Source organism: Alsobacter sp., assembly GCF_059501845.1.
The window spans coordinates 536079-562075 of the sequence record NZ_JCACDK010000011.1 but is presented as its reverse complement, the minus strand read 5'-3'; the positions used below and the strand labels follow the sequence as shown (position 1 = coordinate 562075).

Below are 25997 nucleotides of genomic sequence, written 5' to 3'. Positions count from 1 at the left end.
GTAATCAACGTTTCGCGGGCGTATGACCGGCCGTGTTGTCGATCAGGTTTTCGAGAGCCTTGCCGTCGACCTTCGCAGTCTGGGTGCTCGGGCGGGCTTCCGTCTTCTTCTGCGGGTCGGCCGGGGCCGGCGCCGTCCCGGGCTGCGCCGGGGTGGCGGGCGCGGCCGGCGGCTCGCCGGGATCGCCCTGCTCGCCTTCCATGCGCTTGCGGGCCTTCCATTTGGCGATCATGCCCTCCGGATCCTCGGGCAGCAGCGCGATGATCTGGTCGCCCGTCTCCTTGAGCACGGGCCGCAGCTTGGCGTCCTTCACCCATTCCGGCTGCTGCTTCTCGCCCACCAGCTTGTCGAAGAAGACGAAGGCGATGACGGCGATCAGCAGGCCGCGCGCCGCGCCGAAGAGAAAGCCGAGCGTGCGGTCGAGCGCGCCGATCTTGGAGTCGAGGATCAGGTCCGAGATCTTGACCGTGATGAAGGAGACGATGATGAGCGTTAACAGGAACACCGCGCCGATCGACGCGGCCAGCGCCAGCTGCGCGTTCGGGATGTACTCCTTGGCGTAGGGCAGCACCATCGGATGCAGGACGTAGGCGGCCGCAGCTGCAGCCACCCACGACGCGATGGCGAGGACTTCGCGCGTGAAGCCGCGGACGGCGGCGAGGAGAGCGGAGATCAGCACGACGCCGAGGACCACGAGGTCGAGGGCAGTGACCGGCAAATGGCTCATGGGGTCTCGTCGATTGGGCGGGTCCCGGCGATGGCGCCCTTGGCGACCCGACATATAGACGCAGGGTCATGCTGCGTCATTAGTCTTTGCTCCGTTCTGGCCGCCTTCCACCGCCAGATGCAGCCACCTGGGCCACCAGTTCGGCCACATCGGCCGTCGCCGCCACCTTTACGGGCGGGTTGCCGACGCTGTCCAGGCCCGCGCGCGGCAGCAGCGCCGAGGCGAAGCCGAGCTTCGCCGCCTCCTTGAGCCGCGCCGCCGCCTGGCCCACCGGCCGCAGCGCCCCGGTGAGCGCCACCTCGCCCAGGAACACGCGGTCCGGCGGCAGGGGCGCGCCGGCCAGCGAGGAGACGAGGGCGGCCGCGGCGGCGGCATCCGCCGCCGGCTCAGTGATTCGCATGCCCCCGGCGACGTTGAGATAGACGTCGTGCTGGCCGAGCTTGAGCCCGGCATGGGCCTCCAGCACGGCGATCACCATTGACAGCCGGCTCGGATCCCAGCCGACGACGGCGCGCCTCGGCGTGCCCAGCGTCGTCGGTGCTACGAGCGCCTGGAACTCCACGAGCAGCGGCCGCGACCCCTCCATGCCGGCGAAGACCGCGGTGCCTGACGATGCCGTGTCCCGCCCGGCAAGGAAGAGCGCCGAGGGGTTCGCGACCTCGGCGAGACCCAGGCCCGTCATCTCGAAGACGCCGATCTCGTCGGTGGGGCCGAAGCGGTTCTTCTGGGCCCGCAGGATGCGGAACTGGTGCGCGCCGTCGCCTTCGAAGGAGATGACCGCGTCGACCATATGCTCGACGACCCTCGGACCGGCGATCTGCCCGTCCTTGGTGACGTGCCCGACGAGGATCAGCGTCGCGCCGCTCGTCTTGGCGTAGCGGATCAGCTGCTGCGCCGATCCGCGCACCTGCGTCACCGTGCCGGGAGCGGCCTCGACCTGCTCGGTCCACATGGTCTGGATCGAGTCGATCACCACCAGCCGGGGAGGGGGCCCCTGCGACAGGGTGGCGATGATGTCCTCGACGCTCGTCTCGGCCGCCAGCGCGACCGGCGCGTCGGAGAGGCCGAGCCGCGCCGCGCGCAGGCGCACCTGGCCGGTGGCCTCCTCGCCGGAGATGTAGACCACCTTCTCGCCGAGGCGGCTCAGGGCCGCGCAGGTCTGCGTCAGCAGCGTCGACTTGCCGATGCCGGGGTCACCGCCCAGCAGGATCACCGACCCCGTGACGAAGCCACCACCCGTCACGCGGTCGAACTCGCCGATGCCCGACGACACCCGCGGCGCCTCCTGGCCGCCGCCGGTCAGCTGCTCCAGCGGGAAGACGCGGCCCTTGGTGCGCGAGGGGCGCCCCGGCCCGCCTCCCGGGAGGGGCGCGGCGGACGCCTCGGCGGCGATGGTGTTCCAGCCGCCGCAGGCGTCGCAGCGGCCCTGCCAGCGTCCGTAGACGGCGCCGCAAGCCTGGCACGCGAAGGTTGTCGAGTTCCTGGCCATTCAGTCCCCTGGGGGCGGCCAATCCGCCGGAAAGGCCGGGATCAGACGCGCTCCGGCAGCGCGTCCTCGCGCGCCAGATTGGAAAAGCGGGTGACCTCGGCGTCGAAGTGAAGCTGCACCGTGCCGGTCGGGCCGTGGCGCTGCTTGCCGATGATGACCTCGGCGCGCCCGTGCACCTGCTCCATCTCGGTCTGCCACTTGAAATGCTCTTCGGAGCCGGGTTTCGGCTCCTTGTTCTTCTGATAGTATTCCTCGCGGTAGACGAACAGGACCACGTCGGCGTCCTGCTCGATCGAGCCGGATTCACGCAGGTCGGAGAGCTGCGGGCGCTTGTCGTCGCGGTTCTCGACCTGGCGGGAGAGCTGCGACAGCGCGACGATCGGCACCGACAGTTCCTTGGCCAGCGCCTTGAGGCCGGTGGTGATCTCGGTGAGCTCCTGGACGCGGTTCTCGCCCTTCTTCGAGCTGCCGGAGAGCAGCTGGAGGTAGTCGACGACGAGCAGGTCGAGCCCCTTCTGCCGCTTCAGGCGCCTGGCGCGGGCGGTGAGCTGCGCGATCGAGATGCCGCCGGTCTGGTCGATGTAGAAGGGCACGCGCTCCATTTCGCGCGCCGCCTCGGCCACGGATGCGAAGTCCTGCTCGGAGATCTCGCCGCGGCGGATCTTGTAGGAAGCGACGCCGGACTGCTCGGCGATGATGCGGGTGGCGAGCTGCTCGGACGACATTTCCAGCGAGAAGAAGCCGACGATCCCGCCGTCGTGCCGCTTGATGCTGCCGTCCGGCATGCGTTCGCCGTGATAGGCCTGCGCCACGTTGAAGGCGATGTTGGTCGCCAGCGACGTCTTGCCCATGGCCGGGCGGCCGGCGAGGATCACGAGGTCGGACGGCTGCAGGCCGCCCATCATGCGGTCGAGGTCGGCCAGCCCCGTCGAGATACCCGAGAGCTTGCGGTCGCGCTTGAAGGCCTCGGCGGCCATGTCAATGGCGCCGCGAAGGGCCTCCGAGAAGGCCTGGAATCCGCCCTCGTAGCGCCCGGTCTCGGCCAGCTCGTAGAGCTTCTTCTCGGCCTCCTCGATCTGCTTGCGCGGCGGCTCCTCCACGGGCGCGTCATAGGCGAGGTTGACGATGTCCTCGCCGATGACGATCAGGTTCCGCCGCATGGCGAGGTCGTAGATCGTGCGGCCGTAATCTTCGGCGTTGATCACCGTCGTCGCCTCGGCCGCCAGCCGGGCGAGGTACTGCGACACGGTGAGGCCGCCGAGGTCGTGGTCACCCAGGAACGTCTTCAGGGTGATCGGCGTGGCGATCTTGCCGGCGCGGATCAGCGACTGCGACACCTCGAAGATGCGGCGGTGGATCTCCTCGTGGAAATGCGCCGGCTCGAGAAAGTCGGAGACGCGGAAGAACGCCTCGTTGTTGACCAGCACCGCGCCAAGCAGCGCCTGCTCCGCCTCGATGTTGTTGGGAGCGGTGCGGTATTGCGGAGTGGGGTCGGCCATGGGCCGTGCAAAGGATGTCGCCGTCGCCATCGTGATTCTGCTGAGGGCCGGGCGCGGGGAATCGCTCCGGCGGCCGATGGTTTGGCACGGCGGGGCGACAAACGTCGACGCCCCCCGACGCTTGTCCCCGATGCACACAGCGGGGTCTCACGAGCTTGACACGGCGATCCGAGGCGCAGCCACGGTTCTCGCGGGACCGAGCTTGAGCAGTGGCGCGTGGCCCTGCCTTTCCAGCAGGCAGCTCATGCGCGGAGGAGGGGCAAAACGCCCAGCAACCGGGCTGTCAGCACTCTCTCATACTTGCTGCTAAGATACTGTGACAAAAAGAAAATTTACAATCGGCCCGGCATCATGAACTCTACCGCTCGTCACGGCGTTGCCGGAGCCCGTCCCCCTGGGAGGGTCCAGGGAAAGGGGAGGTCCGGCAGAGAAGGAGGTTCCATGGTCTCCAAGGATTTCGTCCGCCAGCTCGAGGGCTACGGCCTGACGACCGCGCGGATCCTCTACCGCATGCCCGACCATCCGTCGCTGCTGCAGACCTATGTCTGGCAGGACTACGACATGGCTCCGAGCTTTCCCGTCCTCAACCGCTTCCTGGCCTTCTGGCGCGACAAGCTCGACGGTTCGCTTCACTCGGTGAGCGTCGCCCATTCGCACCTTATCCGCCCCGCGGAGCTGCGCATGGCGAGCGGCGAATTCCGCCTGAACTGAGCGGCCGCGGGCGGTTCGCCTTTCGCAGGGCTGGGCCGGCCCGGAGGGTAGCGCAAACGGAGCCCGACGAGGCGGCACGCTGAGCCGGGGTTTCCGTCCGTTCGGGTCAATGTGCGGGTTTCCGCCGGCGGGTCACCCGCTGTGCGGGAGGGAGGCTTGCGCTCAGCCATGAGGCAGCATGCTGCACATGGCTTGGCCATGTTCACGCCATACGGTATGGACAGCGTCGCCAAGTGGGCGCGCACAAAACCGAGTTCCATGCCGACGGGCTTTCCCCGCACATCCGACATCCTGACGCGTCTCGCCGCCCGCGAAGGTCAGGCACGGGTTCCCGTGTCCGACATCGTCGACGCGTTGGGCGAGCGCGCCTATGCGCTGCTGATCGTCGTGCTGGGCCTGCCCAACTGCCTGCCCATGCCGCCGCCCATCCCGCTCATCTGCGGCATCCTGCTGGCCTTCGTCGCGCTGCAAATCATGGTGGGCTGGCCGTCGCCCTGGCTGCCCCGTGCCCTTCTGAGGCGCAGCATCGCGCATGACGACCTCGTCAAGGCGGTGAAGCGCGCGACCCCGTGGCTGCAGGCCCTGGAACGCTGGGCTCGGCCGCGCTTCTCCGTCTTCGACCAGGCCCTGACGTTCCGCGTCATGGGACTGGTGCTCTTCGCCTTTGCGCTTGCTCTGATCTTTGCCGCGCCGGTGATCGGTCAGATCCCGCTGGGCATCGCCGTGTGCCTCGTCGGCCTCGGCCTCGTTGAGCGGGACGGCTACGTCGTGGTCGGTGGGTTGCTCGCGGGCGTCTTCGGCACGAGCCTCAGCCTGGGCTTCGTCTTCGCCGTCATCTCCAGTGCCGGGGCGATGTTCTAGCGCTCTTCGTTACGGCATGTGAGCCGACGCGACGGAAGGCCGGCTACGCCACCGCACGGCCCGTATCGGTCTCGCCCGCCTCCCGCTCGCTGCGGAGCATGGCCGTGATCTCGGCAGACGGCACGGGTTCGCAGAGCAGATAGCCCTGGATCTGATGGCAGCCCACGGCCTGAAGGAAGCGCTGCTGCTCGGCGGTTTCCACGCCCTCGGCAACCACGGTCAATCCGAGCGCGCGGCCGAGATGAACGACGGAATGCACGAGGATCGCGCTTTCGCCCGTCGTCTCCATCGCTTCAAGGAAGGAGCGATCGATCTTGATCTTGTCGAAGGCGAAACGCCGGAGATAGATCAGCGACGAGTAGCCGGTTCCGAAGTCGTCCAGGGCGAAGCGCACGCCCATGGCGCGCAGATCCATCATCCCGGCCTCGGCGATCTCGGCGTCTTCGACGATGACGCCCTCGGTCAGTTCAAGCTCGACGCGGGAGGGCTCGATGCCTTCCTCCTCGACGATGCGTGCCACCGACCGGACGAAATCCTTCTGCCGGAACTGAATGGGCGACACGTTCACCGCCACGGTGATGCCGTCCCAGGCCCGGGCGTCGCGACAGGCGCGCCGCAGGACCCACTCGCCCAGCAACCCGATCATGCCGCGTTCTTCGGCCACCGGAATGAACTCGCTCGGCGGAATGAGGCCGTGAACGGGGTGGTCCCAACGGACGAGGGCCTCCACCCCCAGGATGCGGCGGCCGTCGGCCGAGAACTGCGGCTGGTAGACGATGCCGAGGCCGTCGCTGGCGATGGCGCCACGCAGATCCTCCTCGACCGCCGTGCGCCAGCGGTGCGCCGTGTCGAGCCCGAGCTCGAAGAAGGAGAAGCGGTTGCGCCCCTCGTGCTTGGCCCGGTAGAGCGCGCCGTCGGCCTGCTTCAGCAGCGTCTCGCGGTCCAGGCTGTTCTGGGGAGCGAGCGCGATGCCGATCGAAACGCCCACGTAGAGCTGGGCTTCTCCCATCGGAATGGGCTCGCGGATGGCGTCCAGCACGCGGCGGGCCAGCATCACGCAGTCGGTAGGGGCGCGGACGCCGGTCTGGACGATCGCGAACTCGTCGCCGCCGAGGCGGGCCAGCGCATCGGATCCCCGAAGCAGCTGCTGCAGCCTGGTGGCAACGGCGGAGATGACGACGTCACCGCCGGCATGGCCATAGGTGTCGTTGATTTCCTTGAAGCGGTCGAGGTCGAGCACCATGACCGCGATACCTTCGTGCCCGTCCCGCAGGCGTCTCAACTCCTGGTCCAGCCGGCGGCGGAAGAAGGCACGGTTGGGCAGGCCTGAGAGCGAATCGTGCAGGGCGAGGTGCGTCGCCTGCTGCTCGCGCGCGACGAGGTCGATGGTGACGCGCCTGACATGGGCGAACATGAAGCCGGAGAAGAGCCCGATGCCGAGAACGGCGATGGCGATGGCCGGGAACACGCTGCGCAGGGCCAGGTCGCCGGGACGCTCCGGCGTCCAGACAAAGCGCCCGGCCACGCGTCCTGACGCATCCAGGATCGGCAGGCTCGCCGAAGGCCACGGGCCCGTGGCCGGCTCGATGGCCAGTGATCCGTCGCCGATGCCGCCCGCCTCTTCCCGCAGCATGACAGGGGTCACCGGACGCGTCGCGGCAGCGATCATCACGCCCAAGGCGCCGTCTTCCTCGCCGGGTCTCGCCATGGCGGTGACAGCGACGACGACGGCTTTCCCGTTCTCGTAGACGAGGCGCGTCTCGCCCAGGGCCGTGAGATCGCCACCTGCGTCGCTGCCCGCCGGCCGCCGGAGGGCGAGGCGCGCCAGCCGGTCGCGAAGCGCTGCGATGGTCGGCCGCAGCACGGTTTCGGAGGCGGAGTAGCGGCGCTGGTCGGCGCCTTCTCCTGCCACCCGGCCGGTGACGAGGAGGTTCTCCGGGGTGAGGACGAAGACGCCGTCGAAGCCGAAGCTGTTTTCCAGCGGTACTCCGATCGCCGCCTGCGCCCGGACCTGCGACATGGGATGCTCGAGCGAGGCGAGGGCCTCTGGCGAGAGCACGATTCGCTGGAGCTGGCGCAGGGTCTGCGCCTCGATCACGCGGACCACGGACACGACCGTCGCGCGCTGCTTTTCGAGGGCAAGGTCGTTGGTCTGCTGCCCGGTCCAGGCAAGGCCCGCGACGGCGAGGCCGAGCACCGACAGCAGGATCACGGCCACCGGCCAGACGATCCGCGCGGTGACGGCGTTCGGGTCAAGGCGGGTGGCGCCGGTGGACATGCGTCGATTCAGGCCTCTCTTCGCCTACATGTCACGTCAATGGTTACTTTTCTCCGCGCGAATGCCTGTCTTTGTTCAGTTTTTTCCTGCGGGAAAGTAGGGCGGGGAAGGAATGGCGATGTGCGCCGCGCGCAGCGCAGCCGACCAGCGCTCGCGCAGATCGTGGAAATAGGGCTCGCCCGCCTCGATGCGGTGGACGATCTCGTGGGCCAGCGCATCGCGCTTCAGCGTCATCACGTCGATGGGCAGGCCGACACCGAGATTGGACCGCATCGTCGAGTCCATCGAGATGAGCCCGAGCTTCAGCGCGTCGGACAGGCTGGTCTCGTAGGTCACGGCACGGTCGAGGATCGGCTTCCCGTATTTGTGCTCGCCGATCTGGAGGTAGGGCGTCTCCATCCCGCACTCGATGAAGTTGCCGGCAGCGTAGAGCATGAACAGGCGCGGCGCTGACCCGCGGATCTGTCCGCCGACGAGGATGGACACGTCGAACTTGATGCCGGCCTCCTCGAGCCCGGGCCCGTCGATGGATCGCACCGAGTGGATGGCGCGGCCGACGAGCTGGGCGGCCCGGAACATCGTCGTCGTGTCGAACAGCGTCTCCTTCTCGCCGGTCTCGCGATTCTCGACGCCCTCGTGCAGCAAGCTCACGACGGATTGAGAGACGGAGAGGTTGCCGGCGGTGGCGATGGCCACGACGCGCTCACCCGGGCGCTCGAAGACGTGCAGTTTTTTGAACGTCGAGACGTTGTCGAGACCCGCATTGGTGCGGGTATCGGCGATCATCACCAGGCCCTCGCGCACCAGAATGCCGGCGCAGTAGGTCATCGTCTCTCTCCCCGCCGATGGTCCGGCGTACCGCTCAGGACTGCGCCTGCACCTGGGACTGGGCGCGGCCGGTGTCCCGAAGGCTCACCTCCGCGCTCTCGGTCATGGCGCCTGCCCGCGATCCACGCACCGGAGCCGCCTCGATCCCGTCGAGCCCGGCGGCCACCCGGACATGCGCTCCCGCGGGACAGATGTCCAGCACGGGGTCGAAGCCGATCCAGCCGATCCCCTCCACATGCGCTTCGGCCCAGGAATGGGGGCCGCCGTCGACGACAGGCTCGTCCTCCTCCGCCTCGTCCCGCCAGACATACCCGCTGACGAACCGGGCGGGGATGCCGAGGTGCCGCGCCGCGGCGATGAAGACGTGGGCGGCATCACGAGGCGATCCCTTGCCCGCGGCGAGGCAGGTGGATGCGGTGGCGTCTGCGTCGGGCTCCGCGGCCGAGATGTCGCGGTGCACGGCGGTCTTGAGGGCATGGAGGATGGCCAGCGTCCCGGCGTCCCCGGTCCCGGCCGCCACCTCCTCGGCATATAAGCGCAGCCTGTCGTCGGCCCGTGCGGCAGCCGATTCACGCAGGTAGAGCATGGGCGGAAACCGCTCCAGCGTCCCATTCACCACGCCCGCCGTGTCCATGGTCTCGACTTCGCCGGTCACCGTCACTGTGAGCCGGTCGATCGGCCCGACGACGGAGAGCTGGTGCAGGATATTGCCGAAAGCATCGTCGGACTGGCGCAGCAGCCCGTCCACGTCGACCTCGACGCGCCAGGCCGTGACGTACTGGCCGTCGAAGCTGCGCGGCGTCAGGCGCAGCGCCTGGATCAGCGACTTGGCCGGCGGTGCGAAGTCGTGGACGAGCCGGTGTGAGACACGGATGCGCATAGGTCGTCCCGAAGCTCCGCCTGCACTGCGGCCCTATACCAGATACTGCTCGGTGACGGCCGCGCCCAGCCTGTTGTTGTCGGCGATGAACGCCGAGATGAACTCGTGCACGCCGGTCTCGAACAGGGTGGTGATGCTGGTATTCTCCAGCCGGCTCAGCGTCGTGCGGGAGAGCCGCTGCGAAGGCCCCTGCCTGCCGTATTGCCGGGCGAGATCGTCGAGCACGCGGACGATGTTGTCGTAGCAGCTCTTCAAAGACCGGGGCATCTGCGCGTTGAGGACCAGCAGGTCCGCCACCAGCCAGGGCTTCACGCTCTCACGGTAGACCCAGTGGTAGGCGGTCAGCGCCGAGACTTCGCGCAGGATGGTCGACCACTGGAAGTAGTCGAGGCTGCCACCGACCTGCTCCGTGTCGGGCAGGAGCACGTGGTACTTCACGTCGAGGATGCGGGCGGTGTTGTCGGCGCGCTCCAGGTAGACGCCGAGGCGGGAGAAGCAGTAGCCGTCATTGCGCAGCATGGTGCGGTAGGCGGAGCCGTCGAAGATGAGCGAGACCTGCTTCACCCATTCCCGGAAGCGGGCGATCTCCTCAACCGTCATCTTCCGGGGATCGTAGCGGCGCAGCTCGAGATAGGCTCCGTTGATCGCCTCCCACATCTCTCCGGTGAGCGCCGTCCGCACGGCACGCGCATTGGACCGGGCCACCTCGATGCAGTTGCGGATCGAGGAGGGGTTGTCCGGGCTGAAGGCGAGATAGTCCGTGACCGTCTTCTCGTTGGCCTCGGAGTAGACGGCCTTGAAGCCCTCGGCGGCGCCGGCGGTCAGCAGCACGGACTCCCACTCCGTGCCCTTGCCGCCATAGTCGGAGGGCAGGGTGGCGAGACGGGACGTCGCGTCGAGAATCCGCGCCAGGAATTCCGCACGCTCGACGTAGCGCGAGACCCAGTAGAGGTTGTCGGCAGTCCGGCTAAGCATCGAGCACCCAGGTGTCCTTGGTCCCGCCGCCCTGGCTGGAATTGACCACGAGCGAGCCCTCCTTCAGCGCCACGCGCGTCAGTCCGCCGGGCACGATGCGGATGCGGTCCGCGCCCGACAGCACGAACGGCCTGAGATCGACGTGGCGGGGCGCCACGCCCGAGGCCACGAAGGTGGGGCAGGTGGAGAGCGCCAGGGTCGGCTGGGCGATGAAGCCTTCCGGTGCCGTCTTCAGCTTGCGGCGGAACTCTTCGACCTGGTGCTTGGTCGCGTGCGGGCCCACCAGCATGCCGTAGCCGCCCGACCCGTTCACCTCCTTGACCACCAGCTCCGGCAGGTGGTCGAGCACGTAGGACAAGGCGTCCTGCTCCCGGCAGCGCCATGTCGGCACGTTGTTGAGGATGGGCTCCTCGCCGGTGAAGAAGCGGATGATGTCCGGCATGTAGCTGTAGACGGCCTTGTCGTCGGCGACGCCGGTCCCGACCGCGTTGCACAGCGTGACGTTGCCGGCCTGGTAGGCCGCCATCACGCCGGGAACGCCAAGGATGGAGTCGGGCCTGAAGGCCAGCGGGTCGAGGAACTCGTCGTCGAGGCGCCGGTAGATCACGTCCACGCGGCGCGGACCTTCGGTGGTGCGCATGTAGACCACGTCGTCGCGCACGAAGAGGTCAGAGCCCTCGACCAGCTCGATGCCGAGCTTGTCGGCGAGGAAGGAGTGCTCGTAGAAGGCCGAGTTGAACTGGCCGGGTGTCAGCAGCACGCACACGGGATCGCGCGATGCGCTTGCCGGCGCCACGGAGCGCAGCGTGGCGAGCAGGGAGTCCGGGTAGTTCTCCACCGGCGCGACGCGGTTCTCCGCGAAGAGCTCGGGGAAGAGCCGCATCATCACCTCCCGGTTCTCCAGCATGTAGGAGACGCCGGACGGCGTGCGGGCGTTGTCCTCGAGCACATAGAAGGTGTCGGCGTCGACGCGCACCACGTCGATGCCCGCGATGTGGCAGTAGATGCCGTGGGGAACGCTGCGTCCCACCATCTCCGGCCGGAAGCAGGCATTGCGGTAGACGAGGTCCTCGGGGATCACCCCGGCCTTCAGGCACTCGCGGGCGCCGTAGATGTCGCCCAAGAAAGCGTTCAGCGCATTGACGCGTTGCACCAGCCCGCGCTCCAGCCGCTGCCACTCCGGCTTGGTGATGACGCGGGGGATGATGTCGAAGGGGATCAGCCGCTCGGTCGATTCCGCATCGCCATAGACGGCGAAGGTGATCCCGATGCGGCGGAAGAAGAGTTCGGCCTGGCTGCGCCGGAGCGCGATGTGGTCGGGCGGAACAGTGTCGAGCCAGCGCTTCAGTTGAACATAGGCTTCGCGAATTTCCTCGGAATTGCCCGTCATCTCGTCGAAGGCCAAAGCCATCCGACCCCCCTCGCCAGCCTGGACACGCACGGACGAAACACGACCGTGCCGGATGGTACCCGCAAACGGCGTGCCAGCGATACACGTCGTAAGAAGGATGATGTCTCTGGAGTCTTGCCCGCACAACAGGCAAATGCCTGACGAATAGGCGCGGGACGGCAGAATCTCGCGAGCCGGAATTGACTGCGACCCGCTTGGGGGCTAGCGCTGCGCGTATCTTCGCGCGCCCGTGCCGCGCGGTTCCCTGCGACCGTCGGACGGACGGCCCGGGGGTCCTGCTCCCGCCCTGTCCACCGGACGACCATGCCCTTTCCCGCGACCCACGCCAGCGTCGAACGTGCGCTTTCCGAACGTGGCTACTCTGAACCCACGTCCGTCCAGGCAGCCGTCCTCGCGCCGGATGCCCAGGGCCGAGACCTGCTCGTCTCCGCGCAGACCGGATCCGGCAAGACGGTGGCCTTCGGGCTCGCGATGGTCTCGACCCTGCTCGGCGATGCCGAGCGGTTCGGCCCGCCCGCGGAGCCGCTTGCGCTGGTGATCGCGCCGACGCGCGAACTCGCCCTGCAGGTGCAGCGCGAACTCGCCTGGCTCTACGCACCCGCCGGTGCCCGCGTCGCCTCCTGCGTCGGCGGCATGGATATCCGCCGCGAGGCGCGGGCGCTGGCCGATGGCTGCCACGTCGTCGTCGGAACGCCCGGGCGCCTGCGCGACCACCTCGAGCGCGGGCGGCTGGATCCGTCGCGGCTGCAGGCCGTGGTGCTGGACGAAGCGGACGAGATGCTCGACCTCGGCTTCCGCGAGGATCTCGAATTCATCCTCGGCGCCGCGCCGGCCGACCGTCGCACCTTGCTCTTCTCGGCGACGATCGCGCGCGAGATCGCGATTCTGGCGCAGAAATTCCAGCACGACGCCCTGCGCATCGACACTGTCGACCGCAGCCAGCCGCACGGCGACATCGACTACAAGGCCGTGCTCGTGGCGCCCGGCGAGATCGAGCACGCGGTCGTCAACGTCCTGCGCTTCATCGATCCGCCCGGCGCGCTGGTCTTCTGCCACACGCGCGAGGCGGTTCGTCGGCTCAACGGAAGCCTTCTGGAACGTGGTTTCGCCACCGTCGCGCTGTCGGGCGAGATGGGCCAGAACGAGCGCAACCACGCCCTCCAGGCCCTGCGCGACGGCCGGGCGCGGGTCTGCGTCGCCACCGACGTTGCGGCGCGCGGCATCGACCTGCCGGGCCTCGACCTCGTGATCCATGCGGAGCTGCCGCGCGGGCGCGACGCGCTGCTGCATCGCAGCGGCCGCACCGGTCGCGCCGGGCGCAAGGGCGTGTGCGTGCTGATCACGCCCTTCAATCGCCGCCGCCGGACGGAGCTTCTGCTCCAGCAGGCCGGGGTGGAGGCGGAGTTCCGCGGCCCGCCTTCCGCTGAAGACGTGCGCAAGCGCGACCAGGAACGCCTGGTGCAGGACCCCGTCTTTGCCGAGGAGAGCTCGGAGGAGGATGTGGCGACCGCCGGTCTGCTGCTGGCCCAGCGTACGCCGGAGGAGATCGCCGCCGCTCTGGTGCGGCTGGTCCGCGCCCGCCTGCCGGAGCCGGAAGAACTGTACGACCCCGGCCCGCAGCGGACCCGGGAGCCCCGGTCTCCGCGGACGCCCATGCCGGAGCGCGAGGAGGGCGAGCCGCGCCCGGCCTATGATCCCGGCCGCAGCGAGCGCTTTGCGACGGGACCGATGGCGTGGTTCCGGATGAGCATCGGCCGCCGCAACAACGCCGATCCGCGCTGGCTCCTGCCGGTGATCTGCCGGCGCGGGCACGTGACCCGGAAGGAAATTGGCGCGATCCGCATCTTCGACGGCGAGACGCGGTTCGAGATCGTCGAGGAGGCGGCGCAACGCTTTGCCGAGGCCGCCATCGGCAAGACGGCAAAGGGCGAGAACATCCGCTTCGAGCGGAGCGAGCCGCCGGAGGCCGGTGGCCCCCGCCCGGATCCCGCGCCGCGCCGCGAACGCCCACCGGCGAAGCCTCCGCGCGAGGATGCTCCGGCACCGCGCGAGATGCGCCGGCCCGCGCGCGACGAGCGTGCCCCGTCCGTGCGGGAGGTGGCCGTGGACAGGCCGCCCCGCCGTGAGGTCGTGGAGAAGAGGGAAGCTCCCGCAGAGCCCGAGCGGGGCCGGCGCTTCATGCCGCGCACCCCGGCTGCCGAGGCGAACAGGCCCGGCGGCGTCGGCAAGCCGCGCGGCGCGCCTCCCAAGCCGTGGGGAAAGCCGGCCGGCAAGGGCAAGCCCCGCCGGCCCTGACGTCAGGAGCCCGCGAGCTTCAGGCCCGCGACACCGGCCACGATGAGACCGATACAGGCAAGCCGCGCCGGCGAGGCTGCATCGCCGAACAGCACGATGCCGAGGATGGCGGTGCCGATCGTGCCGATGCCGGTCCACACGGCATAGGACGTGCCCAGCGGCAGCTCCCGCAGCGCCAGGCCCAGCAGAGCCAGGCTCGCGACCATGCAGGCGACGGTCAGGGCCGTCGGCAGGGGGCGCGAGAAACCTTCCGTGTATTTCAGTCCGATGGCCCAGCCGATTTCGAGCAGGCCGGCGGCCAAGAGTGCGATCCAACCCATCACAGACCTCCCGGGTCCGTGGCAGGGTCGTCCCTACCTGTGTTCTGGAAACGGGAAGGCCGTCCTTCCCGGGCTTGATGTGGGACCTTGTGCAGGCTGTTCAAGCAAAGGCTTTGCGGGCGATCACCTCACGCCACGTGGTCCGGGCCCGGTGTCAGGAGGGTGCCATCCAGGTGTGGTGAGCTGCGGGCTCATTCCATGTCCCGTTCGAAACGATCTCGGGAGCCGGGCTCGCCACCCCGGCGTAAATGAAGGCCTCGGCGAGCATCACGATGATGGCGAGGCCCGAGACGAAGCCCCGTCACGAGGCCGGCCAGCAGGGTTGTCGCGGTCGAAACAGGCATGGTCCACACTCCGCAGCGGCAACGGCGCGGTGCGGGTACGGGTTCCAGCTTCCGTTGATGATGAGCGCGGCAGGCAAGGCAGCCGCCGCGGGGCGATGCGCTAGTTCGCCTCGCCCACGAGTTTCAGCCAGGCATCCTCGTCCATGACGTCGATGCCGAGGTCCCGGGCCGCCGCGAGCTTGGAGCCGGCGCCCGGGCCGGCGACGACGATGTGAGTCTTCTTCGATACCGAGCCCGCCACCTTTGCGCCGAGACGCTCGGCCATCGCCTTGGCCTCCTCCCGCGTCATGCGCTCCAGGGCCCCGGTAAAGACCACCGTTTTTCCCGCTACGGGGCTCTCGGACGCCACCGCCTCGAGCGGCTCGGGGGTGACCTTCGCCAGCAGTTCGTGAATCACCTCGATGTTGTGCGCCTCGCCGAAGAAGTCGACGATCGCCTCCGCGACCACTGGTCCCACGCCTTCCACCGCGTCGATCTCATGCAGCGCGGCGGCATCGCCTCCGGCTGCCGCGACTGCCGTGTCGCGAAGGTCCTGCACCGTGCCGAAATGCCGGGCCAGCAGCTTGGAGTTGGTCTCGCCGACATGGCGGATGCCGAGCGCGTAGATGAAGCGGTTGAGCGGTACGCTTCGGCGCGCCTCGATGGCCGCGAAGAGGTTGCGGACGGAGGTTTCGCCATATCCCTCGCGGTCCCGCAGCCTTTTCATCGAGCGGGCATCGCGCTCCTGCAGCGTGAAGATGTCCTGTGGCCGGGTGATTAGCCCCTCGTGGTAGAACGCCTCGATCTGCTTGTCGCCCAGCCCCTCGATGTCAAAGGCGTTGCGGGAGGCGAAGTGCTTCAGGCGTTCGACAGCCTGCGCCGGGCAGATCAGCCCGCCGGTGCAGCGGCGAACGACATCCTCGCGCCCCGTCTTCGGGTCGACCTCGCGCACGGCATGGCTGCCGCAGGCGGGACAGACATGCGGGAAGAGGTAGGGCTGAGCTCCAGCGGGCCGCTTCTCCGGCAAATGCCCGAGGATCTGCGGGATCACGTCGCCGGCCCGCTGCACGATCACGGTGTCGCCGATGCGGATGTCCTTGCGGGCGATCTCGTCCTCGTTGTGCAGCGTGGCGTTGGTCACCACCACGCCGCCGACGGTCACGGGCTTCAGCCGCGCCACGGGCGTCAGCGAACCCGTCCGCCCGACCTGGATCTCGATGTCGACAAGCTCGGTGGTGGCCTTCTCCGCCGGGAACTTGTGCGCGGCGGCCCAGCGCGGCGAGCGCGACACGAAGCCGAGGCGGCGCTGCAGGTCGAGGTCGTCCACCTTGTAGACGACGCCGTCGATGTCGTAGGGCAGGTCCGCCCGCTGCGCCTCGATCAGGCGGTAGTGGGCCAGCATCTCCTCGACCGAGGAGCAGATCCGGGTGAGCGGGTTCGTCGGCAGCCCGAAGCGCGAGAAGGCCTCGACCATGCCGGACTGCGTGCGCGCCGGCATGTCGCCTGCGACCTCGCCCCAGGCGTAGGCGAAGAAGCGCAGCGGCCGGCTCGCTGTGATGCGCGGATCGAGCTGCCGCAGCGATCCGGCCGCCGCGTTGCGAGGGTTGGCGAAGACGGGCTTGCCCTCCGCCTCCTGCCGGGCGTTCATGGTCATGAAGTCGGGCTTGGTCATGTAGACCTCGCCGCGCACCTCCAGCACTGCCGGCACGCCGGGGCCGGCCAGCGTCTGCGGGATCTCGCCGATGGTGCGGACGTTGGCGGTGACGTCCTCGCCCTCCTCGCCGTCACCGCGCGTGGCGGCGACGATCAGCCGGCCCTCCTCATAGCGCAGCGAGCAGGAAAGCCCATCGATCTTCGGCTCGGCGGTGAAGGGGAGGGGCCTGTCGGCTGGCCAGTCGAGAAAGCGGCGGACGCGAGCGACGAACTCCTCCACCTCCTCGTCGGCGAAGACGTTGCCGAGGGAGAGCATCGGCACGCGGTGGCGCACCTTGGCGAATTTTTCTGAAGGCTTCGCGCCTACCTTGTCGGAGACGCCGCCCGTCTCCTTCAGCAGCGGGAAATGTGCCTCCAGTGCCTCCAGCCTGCGGCGCAGGGCGTCGTAGGCAGCGTCCGATATCGCGGGCGCATCGAGCTGGTGGTACAGCCGGTCCGCCTCCGCGATCTCGCCGGAGAGCGCGGCATGCTCCTTGGCGGCCTGCCGGGCGGTGAACTGGTCGAGGGGGACGTCGCGCAGCGATGGGCTCGCCTTGCCTTCGGAACGGGAGGCCATGGTTCAGTCCGCGGCTTCGAGCAGGCGCTGCGCGGCGGCGCGGGCCTCGTCGGTGATGGTTGCGCCGGCGAGCATGCGGGCGATCTCCTCGCGCCGGGCGGTGTCGTCGATGGACTGGACGCGGGTCGCGATGCGCTCGGCGCCGCCCACCTCGCCCTTGCTGATGAGGAAATGCTGCTCGGCCCGCGCCGCGACCTGCGGCGCATGCGTGACGGCCATCACCTGCACCCGCGTCGCCAGCCGTGCCAGCCGCCCGCCGATCGCGTCTGCTACCGCGCCGCCCGCGCCGGAATCGATCTCGTCGAAGACGAGAGTGGGCGCCGAGCCCCGGTCGGCCAGCACCACCTTGAGCGCCAGCATGAAGCGCGAGAGCTCGCCGCCAGAGGCGACCTTCATCAGCGGCCCCGGCCGCGTGCCCGGGTTGGTCTCGACCCAGAACTCGACCCGCTCGAACCCGTCCGGACCGCGGGCGGCGTCGTCCGTGTCCACCTTCACGATAAAGCGCGCTCGCTCCAGCTTGAGGGGAGGCAGCTCGCGCGTCACGGCCTCCTCGAGCTTTCCGGCAGCGGCCCGGCGCTGCTCACCGAGCACACGTGCGGCCGAGACGTAGGCTGCATCTGCTTCCGTCACGCGCTGCTGCAGCTGCGCGAGCCTTTCCTCGCCATGCGTGATGGCGGCGTGATCCGCCTCCATGCGCTCGCGAAGCGCGGGCAGGCCGTCGACGGTGACGTTGTACTTGCGGGCGGCTGCGCGCAGGGCGAACAGGCGCTCCTCCGTCCGCTCGAGATCCCGCGGATCGAAGGCTGCCGCGGTCTGCGCCGCCTCCAGGGCCCGCCGTGCGTCTTCCAGTGCGTCGAGGGCTGCGCCCAGGGCAGTCACGCTCGGCTCGACCAGCGCCGGCGCCTGGGCGCCGCGGCGCTCCAGCCGCCGCATGGCCGACGCGATGGCCGGGCCGGGGGCGGCGGGGCCGGCCACCGACTCGTAGGCCTCGTTCAGCTCGGAGGCGACCTTCTCCGACTGCATCATCAGGTGGCGCCGCTCGGCGAGCGCCTCCTCCTCGCCCGGCTCCGCTGCCAGCGTCCCGAGTTCCTCGACGGCATGGGCGAGATAGTCGGCATCGCGCCGGGCCCGCTCCACCCGGGCGCGGTGGGCGTCGAGTTCCTCGCGCACGTCCCGCAGGCGACGGAACGCCTCGGCGACGGCGCGCGCGTCGCAGCCGCCATAGGCGTCGAGCAGGGCACGGTGCGCGGCCGGGTCGACGAGCGCGCGGTCATCGTGCTGGCCGTGGATCTCGACGAGGCTGCCGCCGACGGCGCGCAGCACCTGCACGCTCACAGGCTGGTCGTTGACGAAGGCGCGCGTGCGGCCGTCCGCGTACTGGACGCGGCGCAGAATGAGATCGCCCTCGTCTGGGATCTCCTGCTCCGCCAAAACCTGCCGGGCCGGGTGGTCAGGGGCGAGGTCGAAGACCGCCGTGACCTGCCCGTTCTTCTCGCCATGGCGCACCAGCCCGCCTTCGCCGCGGCCGCCGAGCGCCAGGGATACGGCATCGAGCAGGATCGACTTGCCCGCGCCCGTCTCGCCGGTGAGCACGCTGAGGCCGGGCCCGAACGCGATGTCGAGCCGGTCGATGAGGACGATGTCGCGGATCGCGAGCTGCACGAGCATGGGGCTATCTGTCGAGCGGCACGGGCCAAAAATCAACCCGCTTCCCGCCGCCTTTCCATGGCTGCGGCGCCAGGGGCGTCACGTCCGCGGGGGGAGGGGAGCCCGGAGCCGGTCTCGGCTCCCCGCGCCTGGAATCTCTCGGTCCAAAGAGGGCCGAACCCGGCCTGTCTCAAGCCTTCCCCAGCCGGAACTTTGCAAAACCCTCCGGCGTGCGTTCGAGAAAGGTGACCGGCAGGCCGGCGGGAACCGACTTCTCGGCCTCTGGGGAGGTGAGGAAGGTCACGAGGCAGCCATGGGGAAGGGGCGCGAGGGACCAGTTGGCGTCTGCCGTCGGATCGACGACCTTCTTTGCCACGATATACCGCAGCAGCACGTCCCTGTTGGTGTCGGGTGCATTGAGCACGACCGTGGTGCCGTCGGCGCCGGGGAAGTTGCCGCCGCCACCGGCCCGGTAGTTGTTGGTGGCGACCAGGAACATATCCTCGTCGCGCACCGGCTGGCCGTCGCGGGAGAGGTCGATGATCCGGTGCGCGCCGGGGTTCACCAACTTGCCGTCGACGTCGTAGCGGGACGGATGGGTGACGTCGATGCGGTAGGTCACGCCCTCCATCATGTCGAAGTTGAAGGCGGGGAAGGACGGGTCGATCAGGGGCTGCTCGGCCGTCACGGCGGGATCGATGCGGTTGAAGATTCCGGCGGAACGCTCCAGCCATTCGCGCACCTGCGCTCCGGTGACACGCACCGCCCGCACCGTGTTGGGATAGAGGTAGAGGTCGGCCACGTCCTTGATGGCGACCGGGCCGGGCCGCACATTGGTGTAGTAGTCCGGTCCGCCACGGCCCCCGGACTTGAACGGCGCCGCCGCCGACAGCACCGGCAGGGCCCGCAGCGCGGAGTCGCCCGCCGCCATCGCCCGCACATACTCCGCCTGCGCCTGCTGAACGATCTGCACCGAGGGGTCGTCGGCCACCAGCGCGAAGAAGGACGTGATGGGTGCGCGGGTCTCGCCGACGGGCTCGCGCACATAGGCGAGGGTCGCCGCATGGTCCGCGGCGACGGCCTTCTCGACCGGCGGATCGCTCTGCACCATCGGCGTGATCGTGGTGCCCTCGCGCCTGGCGATGGGCCGGGCCTCGCAGTGGAAGCCAGTGACGCGCCAATCCTCGCCGGAGCGCTGGAGATCGAGGTCGATGATCCCGAGATGGCTGCCCCAGAAGCCCGGCATCACCGCTGGGACACCCGCCAGGGTTCCTTTGTCCGCGTCGACATCCTCGATGCCGCCGAAATCCCGGCCGGGGAAGACGCGGTGCTGGTGGCCGGTGATGATGGCGCTGATGCCGGGCACGCGGGCCAGATGCAGCGCCGCGTTCTCCTCGCCGGAAACGCGCGGTCCGCCGGCGATGCCGGAGTGGCACAGCGCGATGACGATGTCGCACTGCCGGGACAGCTCCGGCATGTGCCTTTGCGCCGCCTCGACGATGTCGGTGGTGCCGAGCTTGCCGGCCAGGTGATCGCGGTCCCATTGCACGATCTGCGGCGGCAGGAAGCCGATGACGCCGATCTGCAGCCGCTGGCGCCCGCCCGCCTCGTCCTCGACCTCGCGGTCGAACACCGCCCAGGGCTTCAGGAGCGGCGTGCCGTCGGCCTTTGTGGCGTTGGCACACACGAAGGGGATCTTGGCTCCCGACAGCGAGAAGCCCAGGAAGGACAGGCCGTAGTTGAACTCGTGGTTGCCGGGCGTCGCGCAGAGATAGTCGAGCAGGTTCATGCCGGCGAAAATCGGGTGCACCTCGCCCGCCTTCACTCCCTTGCGATAGGCGATGTAGTCGCCGAGCGGGCTCCCCTGGATGAGGTCGCCATTGTCGACCAGCACGCTGTTGCGCACCTCCGTCCGGGCAGCGCGGATCAGGCTCGCGGTCCGGGCCAGGCCGACCGTGTCGTCCGGCCTGTCGCGGTAGTAGTCGTAAGGCAGCACGTTGGCGTGGAGGTCGGAGGTCGCAAGGATGCGCAGTCGCACCGGAGCGCCCTGGGCCGCGGCCCGGCCGGGGAGGGCGGACGTCGCGGCCAGCGCGGCACCGCCCATCACCACGTCCCTGCGCGAGGGACCGGCCGGAGGGGGACAACGGGTCGGCATGTAGGCAATGTCTCCGGCAGCCCTGTCGGGCGGGCAATCCGCACCCTTCTCGCAGCACAATGGCGACTTGGTGTCCGTCGCGGCGGCATTCCGGCCTAGCCGGGCGGCAATACGTCGATGCCGAACTGCAAACCGGTCTCCTCCAGCCACTCCCACAGGCTGCCGGCGAAGCCGCGCGCCACGGCGAGGCCATAGGCCGGCGCCTCGTCGTGCTGCCAGAGCGTGACGTCGACGTGGGAGGCCATGGTCAGCGCCACGGAGCCGGGGCCGAAACTGCGGGGGTGCAGGTCGACGGCGATACCGCGGGCCAGCACGTCGCGGACGCGGGCGCCGGAGAGCTCCAGAATGCCGCGCCCGTCCGACTGGTCGGCGGCGAGCGCGAGGCCCTGCGCAAGACCGGCGACCCGGGCCGGGAAGCCTTCGGCTGCATGAGGCTCGGCTGCGAGCAGCCACTGTCCGGGGCCGCCCCACAGCGCGGAGTAGGGTCCGGCTTCGGTGCGCCGGTTCGGCCGCGGCAGTTCCAGGCCGAGCGCGTCGCGGATTGCGCTGGCCAGCTCCTCCTGCCTGCCATTGCGCGCAATCAGGGTGACCAGGGCAAGGCCGGTCCGCTCGCGCAGGACCAGCCCCGCCGGACCATCGGCCCGGCCGTGCCGGCCTTCGTGCAGGAGCCCGTGGAAGGCGGACCGCGGAGCGGTCCCGGGGTGGGCGGTCTCAGCCACGCAGGCGCTCTCCCTCGGGGTCGTAGAAGCAGGGATGGCAGAGCACGACGCGCACGTCGCGGCCACGCACGCCGTCCCAGGCGCGCACGATCTCGCCGATGCGCGAGGCGCCGCGCCTGATCAGGCCGAGGCCGATCCAGCGCTCGAAGAGGGGCGACCAGCATACGGAGGTGACGTGGCCGAGATCGTTCTCCGCCGTCGCGGCGGCTCCCACGTCGAGGAAGTGCGCGCCGCCGCCTACCTTGTCGGCGGGATCCAGCGTGCGGAAGCCGACGAGGCGGGGCCGGTCGGGATCGACGAGGGCCGGGCGCTGCGCCATGGCACGGCCGATGAAGTCCTTCTTGGTCGAGACCATCTTGCCGAGGCCGAGATCGGTGGCCGTCGTCATGCCGTTGAGCTCGCCGCCGGCGGCATGGCCCTTCTCGATGCGCATCACGCCGAGCGCCTCGAGCCCATACGGGGTGACGCCCAGGTCGGCGCCGGCCGCCATCAGCGCGCGGGCGAGCGCGTCGCCGTAGCGCGACGGAACCGCGATCTCGTAGGCGAGCTCGCCGGAGAAGGAGATCCGGAACAGCCTCGCCGCAAGTCCGCCCATCACGGTCAGATCCGCTGCCGCCATGAATGGGAAGGCGTCGTTGGTGAGGTCGTGCTGGCTGTCCACCACGCGCCGCAGCAGGTCGCGGGAGTGCGGGCCGGCGACTGCGAACTGGGCCCACTGCTCGGTGACCGAGACGTACTGCACGTCGAGGTCGGGCCAGAGCCACTGGTGGCAGAACTCGATGTGCTGCATCACCCCGCCGGCATTGGCGGTGGTGGTAGTCATCAGGAAGTGCTCCTCGCCGAGGCGGGACGTTGTGCCGTCGTCGAAGACGAAGCCGTCCTCGCGCAGCATCACCCCGTACCGCGCGCGGCCCACCTTCAGAGTCGAGAAGGTGTTGGCGTAGAGCCGGTCGAGGAGGGTGGCGGCGTCGGGTCCCTGGATGTCGATCTTGCCGAGGGTCGAGACATCGCAGATGCCCACCGCATTGCGCACGGCCTTCACCTCGCGGGTGCAACTCGCCAGCCAGTCCTCGCCGGGGCGGGAGAACCACTGCGCCCGCAGCCAGGGTCCCGTCTCGACGAAGGAGGCGCCCGCCTCCGCCGCCCAGGCGTGCGCGGCGGTGAGGCGCGTCGGACGCAGGTGCCTGCCCCTCGCGTGCCCCGCGAGTGCGCCAAGCGAGACCGGCGTGTAGGGCGGACGGAAGGTGGTCGTGCCCGTCTCGCCGACGCTCCTGCCGCGCAGGCCGGCCATGGCGGCGAGGCCGTTCAGGTTCGACGTCTTGCCCTGGTCTGTCGCCATTCCCAGCGTCGTGTAGCGCTTGAGATGCTCGACGGAGCGGAACGCCTCGCGCTCGGCCAGCGCGATGTCGGACAGTGTCACGTCGTTCTGGAAGTCGACGAACGCCTTGCCCTTCACCGTCGGCGGGGTGAGTTGCCACGGCCTGCCGGCGGGTTCGCGCTGGCCGCGCGGCACCTCGATGCTGGCGGGCGAGTAACCGGCGGCCTGTGCCGCCTCGATCCCCGCATAGGCGCCCGAGGTGAGGCATTCGTCGAGCGACAGCCGTCCCGCCGCGGCGCCGGCCACGGCCATGCCGGGCGGCAGTTTGCCGGGCAGGAAGGCACGGGCCTCGTCATCCCACACGGGCTTTCCGCCGAGATGCGAGGTGAGGTGGACGGCGGGCGTCCAGCCGCCCGACATGGCGACGAGATCGCAGTCGAGCGTGATCGAGAAGAGCGGCGTCACCACGTCCACGCCCTGCACGCCCTTGCCGCCATGGACCTTCGTGACGATTCCCCCGGCATAGAGACGTGCGCCCGCGGCCTCGGCTGCATGCCGGACGTGGTCGGGAACCTCGGGACGGGCATCGACGACGGCGGCGACGCCGAGGCCGGCCGCCTTCAGGTCTGCGACCGTCGCGGCGAGATCGTCATTGTCGCCGTAGATCACCACGTTGCGTCCGGGCGCGGCGGCCCAGCGATTGACATAGGCGCGCACGGCACCCGCCAGCATCACGCCGGGCCGGTCGTTGCCGGGGAACACCAGAGGCCGCTCGATGGCGCCGGAGGCCAGAACCGTGCGGCGCGCCACGATGCGCCACATGATCTCCCGCGGCGTGTGCCGCGCCGGCACGGGACCGTCGCCGTCGAGCCGCTGCACGGCACCGTGCACCCCATGGTCGTAGACGCCGAACACGGTGGTTCTCGCGAGCAGCGTCACGTCCGGCATGGCCGCGAGTTCGGCGGCCGTGTCCGCGGCCCAGTCCACGGCCGGGCGGCCGTCGATGGTGCGGCGCTCGGCGAGGAGCCGGCCGCCGGGGCGGCTGTCCTCGTCGGCGACGACCACCCGCGCGCCCGCCCTTGCAGCCGCCAGGGCCGCGGCGAGACCGGCGGGGCCGGCGCCGATGACGAGCACGTCGCAGTGCAGGGTGGCGCGCTCGTAGCCGTCGGGATCGGGCTCCCGGGCGGCACGGCCGAGGCCGGCGGCGCGGCGGATCAGCGGCTCGTAGACCTTCTCCCAGAAGGAGGCCGGCCACATGAAGGTCTTGTAGTAGAACCCCGCCGAGAAAACCGGCCCGGCCAGCTGGTTTGCCGCCATCACGTCGAAGGCGAGGGACGGCCAGCGGTTCTGGCTGGTGGCGACCAGTCCGTCATGGAGGTCGATCACGGTGGCGCGGGTGTTGGGCTCGCGCCGCGCGCCGGCGCGCAGCTCGATGAGCCCGTTCGGCTCCTCGGCCCCGGCCGACAGCAGTCCCCGCGGACGATGATACTTGAACGAGCGGCCGACGAGTTTGACGCCGTTGGCGACCAGCGCGGACGCCAGCGTGTCGCCCGGATGGCCCCTGTAGGAGACGCCGTCGAAGGTGAAGGCGAGGCTCGTCGCGCGGTCTATCAGTCCGCCTGACGCGAGCCGGTTGGGGGCGCCGGCGCTCATGCCGGGGCTCCCGCGTCGCGGGTGCGTGCCACGTCGCGCGCCACCTCGACCGCCGAGATGAAGTGCGTGCGCACGTCGCGCGTCACCACGAGCCAGCTCCGGCAGCCATGGACGTGCTGCCACAGTTCCCGGAGCGGGCCGGCCGGGTTGTCGCGGACGTAGACATAGTCGACCCAGGCCGGCTCGGCCTCGGGCCCGTGGACCGACGGGCGCTGCACGGTCGCGTCGCCGCGATATGCGAACTCCTCGTTTCCGCGTTCGCCGCAGAAGGGACAGGTGATGCGCATGGACGCGGGCTCAGTGCAGGTTGGGCTGCGCCCCCGAGCCCTTCTCGTCGATGAGATGGCCGGTGGCGAAACGGTCGAGACGATAGGCGGCGTTGAGCGCGTGCGGCTCGTCGCGGGCGATGGTGTGCGCGAAGCACCAGCCGGAGGCCGGCGTGGCCTTGAAGCCGCCGTAGCACCAGCCGCAGTTGAGGTAGAGGCCCTCGACGGGCGTCTTGTCGATGATCGGCGAGCCGTCCATGGACATGTCCATGATGCCGCCCCAGTGCCGCAGCACGCGCAGGCGGCTGATGGCGGGCAGCACCGAGACGGCTTCCTCGGCAACCTCCTCGATCAGCGGCAGGCTGCCGCGCTGGGCATAGGAGTTGTAGCCGTCGATGTTGCCGCCGAAGACGAGGCCGCCCTTGTCGGACTGGCTGATGTAGAAGTGCCCGGCGCCGAAGGTGATGACCTGGTCGATGAGCGGCTTCACGCCCTCGCTGACGAAGGCCTGGAGAACGTGGCTCTCGATCGGCAGGCGCAGCCCGGCCATGGCCGCCACGCGCGAGGAGTTGCCGGCGGCGGCGAGGCCGACCTTCCGCGCCCGGATGAAGCCGCGCTTGGTCTCGACCCCGGTCACGGCTCCGTTCTCGACGCGGATGCCCGTGACCTCGCAGTTCTGGACGAGGTCGACGCCGCGCATGTCGGCGGCCCTGGCGTAGCCCCACGCGACGGCGTCGTGGCGCACGGTGCCGCCGCGGCGCTGCAGCAGGCCGCCCCGGATGGGGAAGCGGGCATTGTCGAAGTCGAGCAGCGGGACGAGGGCGCGCACGCCGTCGCGGTCGAGCAGTTCCGCGTCCACCCCGTGCAGCCGCATGGCGTTGCCGCGCCGGGCATAGGCGTCGCGTTGGCTGTCTGTGTGGTAGAGGTTCAGCACGCCGCGCTGGCTGACCATGGCGTTGTAGTTGATGTCCTGCTCCAGACCTTCCCAGAGCTTCAGCGACCATTCGTAGAAGGGAATGTTGCCTGGCAGCAGGTAGTTGGAGCGCACGATGGTGGTGTTGCGCCCGACATTGCCGGACCCGAGATAGCCCTTTTCAACGACCGCGACGTTGGTGAGGCCGTGCTCCTTGGCGAGGTAGTAGGCGGTAGCCAGCCCGTGTCCCCCGCCGCCCACGATGACGGCGTCATAGGCCGGCTTCGGCTCGGGCTCGCGCCACGCCGGGCGCCATCCGGTCTGGCCCTGCAGGGCCTGCCCGAGCACCGAGAAGATCGAATACCGCACGTGACACGCCCCGCTCGCGGCGTCGGGACCGAGTCGTCCACGCCGCCCTGATTGCCGCGCAACACAACGCGGTCGGGGCGGCCGCGTCAAC

General features: G+C 69.7%; 19 protein-coding genes. 3 read left to right on the top strand and 16 right to left on the bottom strand.

The features are described 5' to 3' along the window. Positions 1 to 4: 4 nt before the first annotated feature. The 3 genes from AC5JCN_RS10120 to AC5JCN_RS10110 all read right to left on the bottom strand — a co-directional run bounded on the left by AC5JCN_RS10120 (position 5) and on the right by AC5JCN_RS10110 (position 3745). Positions 5 to 718: a CvpA family protein gene (locus AC5JCN_RS10120; RefSeq protein WP_495754966.1), complete on the bottom strand. Its 714-nt coding sequence runs from the start codon at positions 716 to 718 to the stop codon at positions 5 to 7. An 88-nt stretch (positions 719 to 806) separates the two neighbouring features. After that, entirely contained in the window at positions 807 to 2216 is a 1410-nt protein-coding gene (gene radA, locus AC5JCN_RS10115; RefSeq protein WP_495754901.1) for a DNA repair protein RadA, read from the bottom strand. A 41-nt stretch (positions 2217 to 2257) separates the two neighbouring features. Continuing rightward, positions 2258 to 3745 (bottom strand): replicative DNA helicase, encoded by a 1488-nt coding sequence (locus AC5JCN_RS10110; RefSeq protein WP_495754900.1) that lies wholly within the window; start codon positions 3743 to 3745, stop codon positions 2258 to 2260. Between the two features lie 411 nt (positions 3746 to 4156). Between AC5JCN_RS10110 and AC5JCN_RS10105 the strand changes: the two genes are divergently transcribed. Further along, the gene (locus AC5JCN_RS10105; protein ID WP_495754899.1) at positions 4157 to 4426 is read left to right on the top strand and encodes an usg protein; all 270 of its coding nucleotides are present in this window, start codon (positions 4157 to 4159) and stop codon (positions 4424 to 4426) included. 258 nt (positions 4427 to 4684) lie between these two features. After that, a complete protein-coding gene (locus AC5JCN_RS10100; protein ID WP_495754965.1) occupies positions 4685 to 5287 on the top strand; it encodes an exopolysaccharide biosynthesis protein in 603 nt (200 codons plus the stop codon). 43 nt (positions 5288 to 5330) lie between these two features. Here the strand turns inward: AC5JCN_RS10100 and AC5JCN_RS10095 are convergent, their stop codons facing one another. From AC5JCN_RS10095 to AC5JCN_RS10075, 5 genes are all read right to left on the bottom strand, one after another. Then, complete coding sequence (locus AC5JCN_RS10095; RefSeq protein WP_495754898.1) at positions 5331 to 7565, bottom strand: putative bifunctional diguanylate cyclase/phosphodiesterase; 2235 nt, start codon at positions 7563 to 7565, stop codon at positions 5331 to 5333. Positions 7566 to 7640: 75 nt separating this feature from the next. Then, positions 7641 to 8393, bottom strand: coding sequence for a proteasome-type protease (locus AC5JCN_RS10090; RefSeq protein WP_495754897.1), 753 nt, complete (start codon positions 8391 to 8393; stop codon positions 7641 to 7643). A 34-nt stretch (positions 8394 to 8427) separates the two neighbouring features. Next, positions 8428 to 9273 (bottom strand): transglutaminase family protein, encoded by an 846-nt coding sequence (locus AC5JCN_RS10085; RefSeq protein WP_495754896.1) that lies wholly within the window; start codon positions 9271 to 9273, stop codon positions 8428 to 8430. A gap of 33 nt (positions 9274 to 9306) precedes the next feature. After that, positions 9307 to 10248, bottom strand: a complete 942-nt coding sequence (locus AC5JCN_RS10080) for an alpha-E domain-containing protein (protein ID WP_495754895.1) — start codon at positions 10246 to 10248, stop codon at positions 9307 to 9309. Further along, positions 10241 to 11659, bottom strand: a complete 1419-nt coding sequence (locus AC5JCN_RS10075) for a circularly permuted type 2 ATP-grasp protein (RefSeq protein ID WP_495754894.1) — start codon at positions 11657 to 11659, stop codon at positions 10241 to 10243. Before AC5JCN_RS10075 ends, AC5JCN_RS10080 begins: the two co-directional genes overlap by 8 nt. A gap of 303 nt (positions 11660 to 11962) precedes the next feature. Here AC5JCN_RS10075 and AC5JCN_RS10070 point away from each other — a divergent pair, with 303 nt between their 5' ends. Next, positions 11963 to 13954 carry a DEAD/DEAH box helicase gene (locus AC5JCN_RS10070; RefSeq protein WP_495754893.1) on the top strand — a complete coding sequence of 664 codons (1992 nt, stop codon included), beginning with the start codon at positions 11963 to 11965 and terminating at the stop codon, positions 13952 to 13954. A gap of 2 nt (positions 13955 to 13956) precedes the next feature. Here the strand turns inward: AC5JCN_RS10070 and sugE are convergent, their stop codons facing one another. The 8 genes from sugE to AC5JCN_RS10030 all read right to left on the bottom strand — a co-directional run bounded on the left by sugE (position 13957) and on the right by AC5JCN_RS10030 (position 25906). Then, positions 13957 to 14274, bottom strand: coding sequence for a quaternary ammonium compound efflux SMR transporter SugE (sugE, locus tag AC5JCN_RS10065; protein WP_495754892.1), 318 nt, complete (start codon positions 14272 to 14274; stop codon positions 13957 to 13959). Between the two features lie 444 nt (positions 14275 to 14718). Beyond that, positions 14719 to 16866 (bottom strand): NAD-dependent DNA ligase LigA, encoded by a 2148-nt coding sequence (ligA, locus tag AC5JCN_RS10060; RefSeq protein WP_495754891.1) that lies wholly within the window; start codon positions 16864 to 16866, stop codon positions 14719 to 14721. A gap of 3 nt (positions 16867 to 16869) precedes the next feature. After that, on the bottom strand, positions 16870 to 18534 hold the full coding sequence (gene recN / locus AC5JCN_RS10055; protein ID WP_495754890.1) for a DNA repair protein RecN: 1665 nt from the start codon (positions 18532 to 18534) through the stop codon (positions 16870 to 16872). A 169-nt stretch (positions 18535 to 18703) separates the two neighbouring features. Further along, complete coding sequence (locus AC5JCN_RS10050) at positions 18704 to 20668, bottom strand: bifunctional 2',3'-cyclic-nucleotide 2'-phosphodiesterase/3'-nucleotidase (protein WP_495754889.1); 1965 nt, start codon at positions 20666 to 20668, stop codon at positions 18704 to 18706. Between the two features lie 95 nt (positions 20669 to 20763). After that, positions 20764 to 21387, bottom strand: a complete 624-nt coding sequence (locus tag AC5JCN_RS10045; protein WP_495754888.1) for a sarcosine oxidase subunit gamma — start codon at positions 21385 to 21387, stop codon at positions 20764 to 20766. After that, a complete protein-coding gene (locus AC5JCN_RS10040) occupies positions 21380 to 24358 on the bottom strand; it encodes a sarcosine oxidase subunit alpha family protein (RefSeq protein ID WP_495754887.1) in 2979 nt (992 codons plus the stop codon). Before AC5JCN_RS10040 ends, AC5JCN_RS10045 begins: the two co-directional genes overlap by 8 nt. Beyond that, the gene (locus AC5JCN_RS10035; protein WP_495754886.1) at positions 24355 to 24645 is read right to left on the bottom strand and encodes a sarcosine oxidase subunit delta; all 291 of its coding nucleotides are present in this window, start codon (positions 24643 to 24645) and stop codon (positions 24355 to 24357) included. The genes AC5JCN_RS10040 and AC5JCN_RS10035 overlap by 4 nt, the downstream gene beginning before the upstream one ends. Before the next feature lie 10 nt (positions 24646 to 24655). Next, positions 24656 to 25906, bottom strand: a complete 1251-nt coding sequence (locus AC5JCN_RS10030) for a sarcosine oxidase subunit beta family protein (RefSeq protein WP_495754885.1) — start codon at positions 25904 to 25906, stop codon at positions 24656 to 24658. Positions 25907 to 25997 lie beyond the last annotated feature (91 nt).